Genomic DNA, 13,723 nt, shown 5'->3' with positions numbered 1-13,723 from the left:
ATAACTAACATTATGAATTCAAAAGTATTTTTGGTCTTGAGAATATTGCTCGGACTATTCGTATTGGTCTTCGGAGCCAATAAATTAGTACCAGATGGTTTTTTACCTATGCCTGAATTGTCAGGTGATGCTGGAGCATATTTTGGAGCTTTAGCTAACTCTAAAACATTACTTCTTGTTGCTATTGTTGAAGTGGTTGCAGGATTGGCATTAATCTTTAATAAATTTGGAGCACTTTTAGCACTTATTTTAATGAGTGTATCTGTAAATGCTGTGTTATTCCATGCCGTATTAGATCCTGGAGGGATTGGAGGCGCATTGGCTTTATTAGTACTAAATATTGCTGTGTTAATAGGTTATAAAGACAAATACAAAGCATTACTCAACTAAGGTTGATAATCTTTAAAAATAAAAGAGGCTTATATAAGCCTCTTTTTTATTAAATACGTTTTGCAATGAGTGCTAATTGTCCCATATGATTGGCTTGATGCTCCATAACATGAAACCAAGCCCAATGATTACTCATGGTTCCGTTTTTTTTCTTAAACCACTCATCATCTTTTGTTTTTAGTAACTCTTTTGTCTTAGCTCTTACTTTATCATAAATCTCTAAATAATAAGATATAGGCTTATCCTTAAATTCTTGTCTTGCCTTATCGCCTAAGTTTAAAGCGGTATTCCATTTTTCGCGTTCTTCGGCATTAAAACCTCTGTTTTCAAATGTATACACTTGGTAATACGCTTCTGTTGCAGCTAGGTGATAAATAATAGCGCCAGGGCTATTAGCCTTATCATCTAAAAGGAAGTCGGTACCGTCTTGGTCTAAATTAATGACATTTCGTTCGACACGTGCTTTTAAGTTATCTAACATCGATACCATTTGACCTATGTCATTAGAATAGCCTTTGGGTACTTCTATAACTGAACGTCGCTGAGCAAAAAGAGATGTACCTGCAATAAGACATATAAATAATAGTGATTTTGTTTTCATGGTTGTTGTTTTAAGTTTATTTAAAAATAAAACAATCCATAATCAAAATTATTGCCCTTAACAGGAACTTAACGCTGATATCGAGTCAGTTAGCCTTTTGGAGGAAATCCTTCTAGCACTTTTTCTACAAGTGCTTTGAACTGTGCTTCACGTTTTTCAGGTGAGGCATTTGGTTTATAATTAGACTCAGAAACAGCCTGCCAAAATAGTCCTTTTTTAGTGTCATCTACAAATTCAAATACAATTTCTCTAGCCATTTGAGTTTGTCCAAGTGGTAAGCCTATAGAAATTCCGCCGCCTACATTACGACCTGTACCTCCTACGCCAACACCAACATTATTATTGCGTTGTTGTTGGAACTCACTGCTGCCAATATCAATTAGAAAATCTGGATTTTCAGATAACGTATACCCTCTACTCTGTAAGGCTTGGTCAAGAGCTCTAAACAAACGTTTGGTATCCAATTCGCTCATTCCGCTGTTTATATTTGTAAAATAGTTATAGGTTTTATAAGTCGAAAAATCAGTCGTTTTTTCATAGTCGTAATTAACCCTAATAGTGCTGCATGATGTTACTAATACTAACATCAATATAAGAGAGAGATATTTCATTGCTTTTTATTTTAAAGATAATCAAAAAATGATTGATACTAACAACTTTAACTTTATACGTTGCGTTAAGGATGGAGTCATTGTTGGAGCTCTCTCGATAGGTGTCGAGAAGCGACTGATGAGAGCCTGGCCCTTTGCAGTATTACGAAAAAGGGCAACGCCCAACTATTAATCGTTAAGAATTTTCCAGAGCTTATCCTTTAATTGTGTGATGCCTTGTTGTGCTACAGATGAAATAAACAGGTAATCGATTGGCAATGTTTTATCTAATTCTGTCTTAAGCTCTGCTTTAAGTTCGTCGTCTAGCATATCGCTTTTTGAAATGGCAATCATACGCTCTTTATCCAACATCTCAGGATTGTAACGTTTGAGTTCATCTAAAAGGATATCGTATTGCTTTCTAATATCATCGGCATCGGCAGGAATTAAAAATAGTAGGATTGAATTACGCTCTATATGACGTAAAAAGTAATGACCAAGGCCTTTTCCTTCAGCTGCACCTTCTATAATTCCGGGAATATCTGCCATAACAAAGGTTTGAAAGTCGCGATACTCCACAATGCCTAAGTTAGGTTTTAAAGTGGTAAACTCGTAATCTGCAATTTTAGGTTTGGCAGCAGTAATAACAGATAATAACGTTGATTTTCCTGCATTTGGAAATCCGACCAAACCAACATCTGCCAAGATTTTTAGTTCTATGGTGATGTCTCTTTCTTCGAGAGGTTGGCCAGGTTGCGCGTAACGTGGCGTTTGATTACGTGAGTTTTTAAAGTGCCAGTTTCCTAGGCCTCCTTTTCCGCCTCTGGCAACGATTTGTTCTTCTTGATCTTCTGTAATCTCAAATAATACCTCATCGGTTTCAGTATCCTTGATTACGGTTCCTAAGGGTACATCTAGATAAACATCCTCTCCATCGGCACCTGTACTTCTGCTCTTACTGCCATGTCCGCCATGACCAGCACGAGCATGACGCTTAAATTTTAAGTGTAATAATGTCCATAGATTAGAATTTCCACGCACAATGATATGACCACCACGACCACCATCGCCTCCATCTGGACCACCTTTTTCTATAAATTTCTCTCGATGTAAGTGTGCAGAGCCTTGTCCTCCTTTTCCAGAGGACACATGCATTTTAACATAGTCAACGAAGTTACCCTCAGTCATAGTCTTATATTATGTAAAATCGTTTACCGATTAAAAAATTAAAGTTTATCAATTACAGCATTTAATCGCTCTGTAATTTCGCTAATACTACCAACGCCATCAACACCAAAGTATTTGTCTTGTGCAGTGTAGTAGTCTTTTAATATTGCTGTTTTGTTGTAATACTCTGTAATACGGTTTCTAATAATAGACTCATCGGCATCATCTTTTCGTCCACTAGTTTTTCCACGTTCTAACAAACGCTCAACCAATACCTCATCATCAACCTCTAAGGCAATCATAGCATTAATTTGAGAATCTTTACTATTCATGAGTTTATCTAGTGCTTCGGCTTGTGCATTCGTTCTTGGAAATCCGTCAAATATAAATCCGTTCGCATCTGCATTTTTCTCTACCTCGGCATTTAGCATGTCTATGGTTACTTGATCTGGAACCAGTTCACCTTTATCCATATAAGACTTAGCTAACATCCCTAAGGCTGTTTCATTTTTTATATTGAATCTAAACACATCTCCTGTTGAAATATGTATGAGGTTATACGTTTCTTTTAAAAAGTTAGCTTGTGTTCCTTTTCCTGCGCCTGGAGGTCCAAATAGCACTAAGTTAGTCATGTGTTGTGTTGTTTTTAATTGATATATAGCTGGTATATCACGGCCAAGACCGTCATAATCTAATCCATAACCAACAATAAATTTGTCTGGGATTTCTTTACCAACATAATGTAGTTTATAATCTTTTTTGTAGGCTTCAGGTTTGTAAAAAAGTGTTGCGATCTTGAGTTCGTCTACACCTTCATTTAGAAAAATACGATGAACTTCTTCAAGGGTCTTTCCAGAATCAATAATATCTTCTAAGATGACTACTTTTCGTCCTGATAAATCTTGAGTTAAACCAATTAGGCGATGAATATCTTCGGTAGATTTTAAGCCTTCGTATGACGCTAGTTTAATAAATGTGACTTCACAAGGTTTTGGATACTTTTTCACAAAGTCACTCACAAACATAAATGACCCATTTAAAATCCCAACAAATACAGGTATATCGTCTTGCATATCCTTAGCAATGTCATCTACCATATTTTGAACAATAGCATCAACTTCCTGTTCAGAAATAAAAGGTTTGAAGTATAAATCGTGTAGTTTAATCACTAGATTTTGATTTTAAAAAAGCAAAGATAATCAATAGATTGTCGATTACCGATTTTTGAATTCCATTTTTGTTAATCCTTTCTATTTTATAATGTATTTTTGTGAAACAAAAGCGATAGGTTTAACTTTTAGATTTTCCTTTTAGAGGAAACACATATGAATTATTTTTCTTCAGATTTCAAACTCGGTATTCTTGGTGGTGGTCAATTAGGCAAAATGATGTTGTATTCAACACGTAAATTTGACATTACCACACATGTTATGGACGCAAGCAATGAAGCGCCTTGTAAACTAGCGTGTAATCAATTTACTTTAGGCAATTTAATGGATTTTGATGCGGTTTATAACTTCGGAAAGCAAGTAGACCTGCTCACTTTTGAGATTGAAAACGTGAACGTTGATGCACTTGAAGTATTAGAAAAAGAAGGTGTTAGTGTTTATCCATCATCTAAAACATTGAGAACGATTCAAAATAAAGCCACTCAAAAGTTGTTTTATCGAGATCATGATATACCAACATCAGATTTTACTAGATTCGCTTACCTTTCTGAAGTTGAAGACGCACTTGAGAATGAAGTTCTTGATTTTCCTTTTGTATGGAAAGCAGCACAATTTGGTTACGATGGCAATGGTGTTAAAATAGTACGGCAATTATCAGACTTGAAAGACCTTCCTCATGGTGAATGTATTATTGAAGACTTAATTCCATTCAAAAATGAATTGGCAGTGATTGTGGCTAGAAACAAAAATGGAGCCATTAAATCCTACCCTGTTGTGGAGATGGAATTCCACCCAGAAGCAAACCAAGTTGAATATGTAATCTGTCCTGCAAGAATTGATGAGGCTGTTGCAAATAAAGCAATAGATGTTGCCATGAAGGTGTCAAAAGCATTTGATCATGTTGGTTTATTAGCTGTTGAAATGTTTCAAACTGAAACCGATGATATTCTTGTAAATGAGGTGGCGCCGAGACCACATAATTCTGGACACCAAACGATTGAAGCCAGTTATACCTCTCAATTTGAACAGCACATAAGGGCAATTTTAAACCTCCCTTTAGGAAAAACAGAGAGTAAAGTTGGTGGTATCATGGTTAATTTGGTTGGTGCTGAAGGGCATACCGGAAATGTTGTTTATGAGAATATTACTGATATTATGGAGCTCGATGGAGTTACACCACATATCTACGGAAAAAAACTAACACGACCCTTTCGTAAAATGGGACATGTGACTATTGTTAACAAAGACATAAGTGAAGCTAGGCGCATAGCCGAAACTGTAAAGCAAACGATAAAAGTTATAAGTAAATAATTATGAGTAAAGTAGCTGTAATTATGGGAAGTAAGAGTGATCTTCCTGTCATGCAAGATGCCATAGACATCTTAAAAGAATTTCATATTGACGTTGAAGTCGATATTGTATCTGCACATCGAACACCTGAAAAATTATTCGATTTTAGCAAGACAGCCCACACTAGAGGGATAAGTGTAATAATTGCTGGAGCAGGTGGTGCTGCGCATCTACCAGGAATGGTTGCATCATTATCACCATTACCAGTAATTGGTGTTCCAGTAAAAAGTAGTAATTCTATTGATGGATGGGATTCGGTGTTGTCAATACTTCAAATGCCAGGTGGTGTTCCTGTTGCTACAGTAGCCTTAAATGGTGCAAAAAATGCTGGTATTTTAGCTGCTCAAATTATAGGGTCGTCTAATGAAAAAGTATTAACTACAATACTAAATTACAAAGAAAGCTTAAAGGCTAAAGTTATAGAATCTTCAAAGAACCTATAATAGGCTTAACATAAAAAAACCTCGCTTTTACACGAGGTTTTAGAGCTATTAATCAATTCTTACTAAATCTTACAAAAAATAAGTTTTAATAATAGTGCAAAAGTAATAATTAATTTGATATATCGCTCTTAACGATTAGTTAATGATATAATAAAATAAATGACTCTATTTTAAATGAAGAAAACACTTGTATTGCTTGGCCTATGTTTGATTTTCAATTGTTCTAAAAACGAACTATTAGATCAATATACTACTGAAATTTCAGCATTGAAAACCGAGCAAGAGCTAAAAAATTACTGGAAAGAACTCCATGACCTAGATCAAATTACCTATTTAAAAGAGACTAAAGGTCATTTACAGGGCGATTCGATCTCAATAACAAATATGATAAGAACTGCTCTAATGTTTGAAATTCATGGCGATGACGTATATACTCCAGATAATGTCGTTCCCATTTTGAATTTTACCCATAATTATATTGGAGATGCTAATCTTGCGTTTTGGCCAATTATCCAAAAATGTAAAAAAACAGGAGGAGTTATAGAGTCTTTTGGAGGTAAATTTCCAGCCTATCAATTAGAAGGTATATCTATAACCTTTTATGACTTTTCACTGTTCCAACAAGATAACAAGTACAACGCATTATTGGAAAAATTAAATAATAAAAGTTACAGTACTGTAAGCGAAACACTTTTTAAAATTCAAGAAGAACAAAAAAAATTAGCACAGCTGGAAGTTAAAGACATAGTTGGCAAATGGAATATCGAACGTATGAATAACATTGAAGAGAAAGGCTTTTTTGAGTTTGTAAAAATGTCTGATAATTCGTTATACCTAAAGCGTAAACATCGACTTCAAAAACTAATTCCTATAGAAACGACCGATACATATCAGAACTACAAAATTGAGAATGAACCTTTTGGATGGACCTATAAACTTTCTAATGGTAACTTAAGCTTATTAGACGATAAAGGCACAACATTAATTGATTACAACGCATACAACTAAGAGACAATGAGTATTTTAAATTCGACATTCAACACACCATACCATACAGCCCCTTTTTCAAAAATTAAAAATGAAGATTATTTACCTGCATTTTTAAAAGCAATAGAAAAAGCACGTGCTGAAATTGATGCCATTACTGCAAATACCGAAGCTCCAAACTTCGAAAACACTATTGCAGCTTTGGATTTTTCAGGAGAAGAATTAGATCGATTATCTAGTCTATTTTTTAATCTCAACAGTGCCGAAACCAACGACCAAATCCAAAAGATTGCACAAGAGGTCTCTCCCCTCCTTTCAGAATTTGGTAATGATATTACCCTAAATGAAGATTTATTTAAGCGTGTAAAAACTATTTATAAACAAAAGGCTTCATTAGATTTAACCGTTGAAGAACAGACGTTGTTGGACAAGAAATATAAAAGCTTTTCTAGAAATGGTGCGAATCTTTCCGAAGATAAAAAAACACAACTCAGAGCCATTGATAAAGAATTGAGTAAACTCAAACTCAAATTTGGCGAGAATGTCTTAGCCGAAACCAATAACTTCGAAATGCACCTCACTAACGAAGCTGATCTTTCTGGATTACCTGATGGCGCCAAAGAGGCCGCTCAACAATTAGCAGAGTCAAAAGGTAAAAAAGGCTGGTTAATCACATTAGATTACCCGAGTTACATTCCGTTTATGACCTATGCTGATAATCGAGAACTACGTAAAAAATTAGCTATTGCAGCTGGAGCGAAAGCTTTTAAAGGAAATGATTTAGACAATCAAGATAATGTATTGCAAATTGTAAGACTTCGCCATGAACGAGCCAATCTTTTAGGATATCAAACACATGCCCATTTTGTTTTAGAAGAACGTATGGCAAAAACACCTGAAACTGTTGAAACATTCTTAAATGAACTTTTAGATAAAGCAAAACCAGCAGCCGTACGCGAATTCAATAACTTACAAGAATTTGCCAAAGATTTAGATGGTATTGATCAACTTCAAAAATGGGATGGATCTTATTATTCTGAAAAGTTAAAACAAAAATTATTCAGCTTAGATGATGAACAGTTGAAACCTTATTTCAAACTCGAAAATGTTATTGATGGAGCGTTTACTATTGCAGAACGTTTATACGATTTAAAATTTGAAGAGATTAATACTATAGACAAATATCATGAAGATGTTTTAACCTATAAAGTAACCGATACCAAAGGGAATTTGGTCTCTATTTTTTATGCCGATTTCTTCCCAAGGGCAGGAAAACGTAATGGTGCATGGATGACGGTTTATAAACCTCAGTATATTAAACATGATGTAAATGATAGACCTCATATCTCCATCGTTTGTAATTTCACGAAGCCTACTAAAAGCAAGCCTTCACTTTTAACATTCAATGAAGTCACCACCTTATTTCATGAATTTGGTCATGCTTTACATGGGATGTTAGCCAATACCACCTATCCTAGTTTATCAGGTACAAGTGTGTTTTGGGATTTTGTAGAGTTACCAAGTCAAGTCTTAGAAAATTGGTGCTATGAGAAGGAAGCCTTAGAGTTGTTTGCCACACACTATAAGACAGGCGAAATGATTCCTATGGAGCTCATTGAAAAGATTAAGGCATCGGCTACATTTCATGAAGGTATGCAAACCTTAAGACAGATTAGCTTTGGTCTATTGGATATGTCTTGGCATGGCCAAGATCCGTCGTCAATAACGTCGGTTAAAAACCACGAAAAACAAGCTTTTGAGCATACTAAGCTCTATCCTGACGTTGCAGAAAACTGTATGAGCACTGCTTTTTCTCATATCTTTCAAGGTGGTTATAGTTCTGGCTATTACAGTTATAAATGGGCAGAAGTTTTGGATGCAGATGCTTTTGAATATTTCTTAGAAGAAGGGGTATTCAATAAAGATGTTGCTAAGAAATTTAAAGATCATGTACTTTCTCAAGGCGGTATTGAAGATCCAATGACGCTATATAAGCGTTTTAGAGGAAAGGAACCTCAACCAGATGCTTTATTAAAACGTGCTGGATTGATTGCCAAATAATAGTACTTGTTTCTCGTTAGATATAAATGTCACTACTAAAAGGGCTTGCCCATATTATCGCTGTTGTATGTCTTACTATTGTAACACAAGTTGGCGGTATCATATGGATTTTATCCAGCATCACTGCTATTCGATATAAAAAGAAGAAGCGTTACGTATTTCCAGTAATATATTTGGCTTTTAATCTTTTGATTGTTCCGCCTATAGCCAAGTATTTTGGCAGAGAACAACTTCCTATAATTTCTAGTCATTTAAAACCTAAAAACTATATATATCCTCTACTCTTCAGAAATTATGTCGATCCTGAGTTAAAACAACTTTTAGAACATACAGCGGAAGATTTGAAATACCATCCGATGGTTATAACCTATTTAGATGCTAACTTTCCATTTTTTGATGGATTCCCTTTACTTCCGCATTTAAGTCACAATGATGGAAAAAAAATTGATATTTCATTTCAGTATTTAGATAATGATGGGAAACCCACTAACAAAAAGCCTTCTGTTTCTGGTTATGGTGTTTATGTAAAAGAGAACGGAACCTACTCAACTAAATGTAGAGATCAAGGCTATTGGCAATATAATTTTCCAAAATACCTCACATTTGGAACCATCAATGATTTAGAACTCGATAAAAACAACACAGCCATTTTAATACAAAAGTTGCTTGAGCACCCGAAATCACAAAAACTATTTATTGAACCTTATCTCAAGGACGCATTGAGCTTAAATCACTATTCAAAAATACGTTTTCACGGATGTCAAGCAGTACGTCATGATGATCATATTCATCTACAGATACGATAACTAATGTCGTAGTAGTTTTACTGTTTTAGTGGTTTGTCCCGAAGTTATCTTTACAATATAAATGCCATGCTTTTCTAACTTTAAGTCGTGTGTTAAGCTACTGGTAATAATAAAACTTTTATCCCGAATAAGTTTACCTAGAATATTATAAACTTTAATTTTATAGGTACCTTGCTTTGAAAACTTAAGGCTGCCATTTAGGACTATAATATCATCTCCTACTGAAAAGCCGTTGACCGATAAAGTAGACGCATTGAAACCATAATCTGTTCCTTTTAAATCGATAGATTGTCGTGATAGATCATTGGTCGTTATTAAAAAATACCAATCATTAACTTGAGTTCCATTGGGCACGGTTACAAGGTTTTGAGAAACCTCTTCTATATATTGTCGTGTTTTAGGGTTGAACGTTGCTACATAATATCCCAAACCATTATCATAGGTTAACGGAATCATTTGCCCAAGATTAGCTAATGTAAACTCACCATCGTTATAATCCCAAGTTATAGGATCAGCATCAGTTTGTAAACCCGTATAGAGGTATAAGTTAGGATTACCCAGTGGATCAAAAATGGAATAATCTCCTAATTCTCCATATTTAAAAGTAAATGTTCCTGAGTTAATATTACTCGGATTTGGTTGCAATTCAATTTGAGAGAAGCCAAAGGCAGTAATTAAGCAAAAGAATAAAGAGAGTAGTGTTCCTTTCATAGTAAGAGTAGTTAGTAAGCTAAATGTAATAAAAAAATAAATTAAAAATAAACTTTCAATAATTTTTGAAAGTTTAAAATATTTTATATATTTGTCCTGTAAAACAATACTAATGAATTACGACGACGCTAAAATAAAATTTGTAAGTACTTGGGGAAGCCTAGGATCACTTTGGGGAATTAATAAAGCGATGGCCCAAATTCAAGCCTTATTGTTTATTTCAACAAAACCTTTGTCTATGGAAGACATTATGGAAGACCTTAAAATTTCTCGCGGAAACACTAGTATGAATTTACGACAGCTAATGGATTGGGGTATTGTGACCAAAGAGATCATTCCAGGAGAACGCAAAGAGTATTTCACTACAGAAAAAGATGTTCAAGAACTCGCGCGAACCATAGCAAAAGAGCGTAGTCGTAGGGAAATTCAACCTGTAATAAAAGTATTAAAAGAGGTATCCTCCATTAAAGATGATGGCACCGAAAAAACAAAAGAACTCATAAAACAAACCAAAGCCTTACATGACCTAACTGAAACAGCAGATGATATGATTAACAAATTGGTTAGTCAAAAACAAAACTGGATTACTAAGTCGTTACTAAAACTCATTAAATAAAAAAATTTAAAATATACTTTCAATTTTTTCTGAAAGTTTAATAAATACGTGAATTATGAAAACTGTACTCAAACTATCGAAAATCACCAATATCATAGCACTTTGCTTTTTAATCTTTGGCGCTTACGGACTTATATTCACTGGCTTCTTACAGGTTATAGCAGCTATTCTATTTCTAATCGTTTGTCCTAAAGATAAATTGATCTATCTCTATTTTATTCTTGTAGCTGCCTTCTTTTTACTTTGGGATGGAACTATTGCTAGACTAAGTTGGGTATTAATTATCCCGCCATATCTCTTAATTCATTTAAGCTACATCATACACAGCAAAAAAATTTAAAACACGCTTTCAATACTTTCTGAAAGTTTAATATAAAAATCATGAACTACAACATCCTTACATATTGCATTTATCTACCAATCATTGCAGTGATCATGGTAAAAGTAGGCTGGATGTTTTATACACATGGTGAAGTGTTCTTGTTATACCTATTTCAGCAAAATACATCACTAGTAAAATCTATTAATAACCTGCTGCTCATTGGTTACTATCTAGTTAATCTTGGCTATGCGGTTATTACGCTAGCATATTGGGAAACAATTACATCTGTACCACAAATGCTCAATACATTAAGCGAGCATCTCGGTATTATTATCATAGGCCTTGCACTATTACATTATAACAACGTGCTCTGGCTCAATTATCTCGTAAAATCAAAAACCTTAAAACAATAAATCATGGACAATTCAAAAATCATTATCGGGTATCTTATCTATTTACCAATAGTCATCGTACTTACTATTTATGTATCAAAAATGTTATTTAAAAATGGTAAATACTTTATGCTAGACATCTTTAAAGGCAAAGAAGACATTGCTTTAGCGACCAACAAACTTTTTGAGATAGGATTTTATCTTATCAATATTGGTTGGGCTTTATTAATTCTGAAAATCACATACTACAACAGCAAAGGTATGAGCTATCAAACACTCATAGAAATTTTAAGTCGGAAAATTGGTGGTTTCTCTATCTATTTAGGTGTGATGTTGTTTATTAATCTATACTTCTTTTTTAGAGGGCGACGTAAGTCTAGACAAGGTCATAAAACAGTAACAAAAACACCTATTTATGATGCTGGACTAAAGCAATAACCTATTTAATTCAGAAACAATGAAAACAATAACTATAGCGGGAGGTAGCGGATTTCTAGGACAAATCCTAGAGCGCTACTTCTCTAAAAAAGGAAACAAAGTTTTTATCTTAACTCGAGATCCAAAACGGGATAATGATATCTATTGGAATGCTAAAGATCTAGATCAATGGACGACTATTTTAGAGCAAACAGATATACTCATAAACCTTACAGGAAAGTCAGTTGATTGCAGGTATAATGAGGTTAACAAAAAACTAATTTATGATTCTCGAATGGATTCTACTCATGCTCTGGGTTTAGCCATCAATTTATGTGATCAACCACCTGAAGTTTGGCTAAATTCCTCTACAGCGACCATATATGAGCATTCGCTTGAGAAAGAGATGACAGAACAAAATGGAGATATTGGTAATGATTTTTCAATGAATATTGCAAAATCTTGGGAACAAACTTTCTACGAAATCACTAATCCTAAAACTAGAAAGATCGCCTTACGTACGTCTATCGTAATGGGAAAAAAAGGAGGTGCAACCAAACCTTTAAAAAGCTTAGTGCGATTTGGTCTAGGTGGAAAACAGGCCTCTGGAAATCAGAAAGTAAGTTGGATTCATGAACTGGATTTTGCTAGAGCTATAGAGTTCTTAATTGAAAATAAACAACTTGAAGGGCAGTTTAATCTATCTGTTCCTAAACCAACAACCAATAAAACACTTATGAAAGGCTTTAGAAAAGTTATGCGCATGCCTGTTGGAATCTCTCATCCAGAATGGCTTATTAGACTTGGAGCAAAACTTATTGGTACAGAACCAGAATTAGTATTAAAAAGTAGAAATGTAGTGCCCAAACGATTATTGGATAACGGATTTAAATTCATACATTCAGATATAGAAATTGCACTTGATGACCTTTTAAACTAATAGTTATGACTTTCTTAAACGCGTATTGGAAAAACCTAGTGCTTATTAACTACGAAATTGATCCTAGTGTATTACTTCCTTATGTACCTAAAGGAACCGAATTAGACTTTTTTAATGGTAAATGTTATGTTAGCATCGTTGGATTTATGTTCATGAATACAAAAGTTTTAGGTATAAAACTTCCTGGTCATGTAAACTTTGAAGAGGTAAACCTACGGTTCTATGTTAAACACAATAATAAAAGAGGTGTGGTATTTATTAAAGAAATTGTTCCAAAACCGCTAATTACTTGGGTTGCAAATTCTATCTATCATGAACATTATGAAACTCATAAAATGAAACACCGATGGATAGAGGATAACAATTGTAAACAATTTGAATACCAATGGAAACTCAAGAACGATTGGCAATCTATTTTGATAGAAACTGAAAAAGAGTATACAGCCATTACAGATGGCTCGGAAGAACAATTTATAACAGAACACTATTTTGGTTACACTAAATATGGCAATACAACTTATGAATATGAAGTGGTACATCCATCATGGCGACAACTAAAGGTGATCAACTTTAAAATTGATGTAAATTTTGAGTCTAATTACGGTACATCTTTTAAATTTCTTGATAAGGTCAAACCAACTTCTGTGATTCTTGCAGAAGGTTCAGAGGTTAGTGTAAAAAACAAAAAAACCATACATCGCTAAAACTTTAGATAAAATCATTTTTTTACATTATTTTTGAAATAAATTTTTCAGAAGAAG

Annotated in this window: 17 protein-coding genes; 12 read left to right on the top strand and 5 right to left on the bottom strand. The window is 34.1% G+C overall.

The window, feature by feature from the left end; all coding sequences use genetic code 11:
- Window positions 1–12: 12 nt before the first annotated feature.
- The gene (locus KWG70_RS14765) at window positions 13–390 is read left to right on the top strand and encodes a DoxX family membrane protein (protein WP_230936819.1); all 378 of its coding nucleotides are present in this window, start codon (window positions 13–15) and stop codon (window positions 388–390) included.
- A 49-nt stretch (window positions 391–439) separates the two neighbouring features.
- Here KWG70_RS14765 and KWG70_RS14760 read toward each other — a convergent pair whose 3' ends face one another.
- From KWG70_RS14760 to KWG70_RS14745, 4 genes are all read right to left on the bottom strand, one after another.
- A complete protein-coding gene (locus KWG70_RS14760) occupies window positions 440–991 on the bottom strand; it encodes a mycothiol transferase (RefSeq protein ID WP_230936818.1) in 552 nt (183 codons plus the stop codon).
- An 89-nt stretch (window positions 992–1,080) separates the two neighbouring features.
- Window positions 1,081–1,602, bottom strand: coding sequence for a DUF4136 domain-containing protein (locus KWG70_RS14755; RefSeq protein WP_230936817.1), 522 nt, complete (start codon window positions 1,600–1,602; stop codon window positions 1,081–1,083).
- A gap of 168 nt (window positions 1,603–1,770) precedes the next feature.
- Window positions 1,771–2,769 (bottom strand): GTPase ObgE, encoded by a 999-nt coding sequence (gene obgE / locus KWG70_RS14750; protein ID WP_230936816.1) that lies wholly within the window; start codon window positions 2,767–2,769, stop codon window positions 1,771–1,773.
- A gap of 38 nt (window positions 2,770–2,807) precedes the next feature.
- Window positions 2,808–3,917, bottom strand: a complete 1,110-nt coding sequence (locus KWG70_RS14745; RefSeq protein WP_230936815.1) for an adenylate kinase — start codon at window positions 3,915–3,917, stop codon at window positions 2,808–2,810.
- Between the two features lie 156 nt (window positions 3,918–4,073).
- Between KWG70_RS14745 and KWG70_RS14740 the strand changes: the two genes are divergently transcribed.
- From KWG70_RS14740 to KWG70_RS14720, 5 genes are all read left to right on the top strand, one after another.
- Window positions 4,074–5,228, top strand: a complete 1,155-nt coding sequence (locus KWG70_RS14740) for a 5-(carboxyamino)imidazole ribonucleotide synthase (protein ID WP_230936814.1) — start codon at window positions 4,074–4,076, stop codon at window positions 5,226–5,228.
- A 2-nt stretch (window positions 5,229–5,230) separates the two neighbouring features.
- Complete coding sequence (gene purE / locus KWG70_RS14735; RefSeq protein WP_230936813.1) at window positions 5,231–5,710, top strand: 5-(carboxyamino)imidazole ribonucleotide mutase; 480 nt, start codon at window positions 5,231–5,233, stop codon at window positions 5,708–5,710.
- A 174-nt stretch (window positions 5,711–5,884) separates the two neighbouring features.
- Window positions 5,885–6,718, top strand: a complete 834-nt coding sequence (locus KWG70_RS14730) for a hypothetical protein (RefSeq protein ID WP_230936812.1) — start codon at window positions 5,885–5,887, stop codon at window positions 6,716–6,718.
- 6 nt (window positions 6,719–6,724) lie between these two features.
- Complete coding sequence (locus KWG70_RS14725; RefSeq protein WP_230936811.1) at window positions 6,725–8,758, top strand: M3 family metallopeptidase; 2,034 nt, start codon at window positions 6,725–6,727, stop codon at window positions 8,756–8,758.
- A gap of 26 nt (window positions 8,759–8,784) precedes the next feature.
- Window positions 8,785–9,564, top strand: coding sequence for a hypothetical protein (locus tag KWG70_RS14720; RefSeq protein WP_230936810.1), 780 nt, complete (start codon window positions 8,785–8,787; stop codon window positions 9,562–9,564).
- Here KWG70_RS14720 and KWG70_RS14715 read toward each other — a convergent pair whose 3' ends face one another.
- Window positions 9,565–10,275 (bottom strand): T9SS type A sorting domain-containing protein, encoded by a 711-nt coding sequence (locus KWG70_RS14715; RefSeq protein ID WP_230936809.1) that lies wholly within the window; start codon window positions 10,273–10,275, stop codon window positions 9,565–9,567.
- Between the two features lie 112 nt (window positions 10,276–10,387).
- On the opposite strand from KWG70_RS14715, the gene KWG70_RS14710 reads away from it, so the two are divergent.
- Genes KWG70_RS14710 through KWG70_RS14685 form a run of 6 tightly spaced genes read left to right on the top strand, consistent with a single transcriptional unit; the run spans window position 10,388 to window position 13,666 of the window.
- Window positions 10,388–10,891 carry a GbsR/MarR family transcriptional regulator gene (locus KWG70_RS14710; RefSeq protein WP_230936808.1) on the top strand — a complete coding sequence of 168 codons (504 nt, stop codon included), beginning with the start codon at window positions 10,388–10,390 and terminating at the stop codon, window positions 10,889–10,891.
- Window positions 10,892–10,946: 55 nt separating this feature from the next.
- Window positions 10,947–11,231 (top strand): hypothetical protein, encoded by a 285-nt coding sequence (locus KWG70_RS14705; RefSeq protein ID WP_230936807.1) that lies wholly within the window; start codon window positions 10,947–10,949, stop codon window positions 11,229–11,231.
- A gap of 41 nt (window positions 11,232–11,272) precedes the next feature.
- Window positions 11,273–11,626 (top strand): hypothetical protein, encoded by a 354-nt coding sequence (locus KWG70_RS14700; RefSeq protein WP_230936806.1) that lies wholly within the window; start codon window positions 11,273–11,275, stop codon window positions 11,624–11,626.
- Between the two features lie 3 nt (window positions 11,627–11,629).
- Complete coding sequence (locus KWG70_RS14695) at window positions 11,630–12,043, top strand: hypothetical protein (RefSeq protein ID WP_230936805.1); 414 nt, start codon at window positions 11,630–11,632, stop codon at window positions 12,041–12,043.
- Window positions 12,044–12,062: 19 nt separating this feature from the next.
- Entirely contained in the window at window positions 12,063–12,962 is a 900-nt protein-coding gene (locus tag KWG70_RS14690; protein WP_230936804.1) for a TIGR01777 family oxidoreductase, read from the top strand.
- Between the two features lie 5 nt (window positions 12,963–12,967).
- The gene (locus KWG70_RS14685; RefSeq protein WP_230936803.1) at window positions 12,968–13,666 is read left to right on the top strand and encodes a YqjF family protein; all 699 of its coding nucleotides are present in this window, start codon (window positions 12,968–12,970) and stop codon (window positions 13,664–13,666) included.
- Window positions 13,667–13,723 lie beyond the last annotated feature (57 nt).

This window comes from Psychroserpens luteolus (genome assembly GCF_021032705.1).
Classification (GTDB): domain Bacteria; phylum Bacteroidota; class Bacteroidia; order Flavobacteriales; family Flavobacteriaceae; genus Psychroserpens; species Psychroserpens luteolus.
The sequence above is the reverse complement of the archived record's forward strand: the minus strand, read 5'-3'. Positions and strand labels throughout refer to the sequence as shown.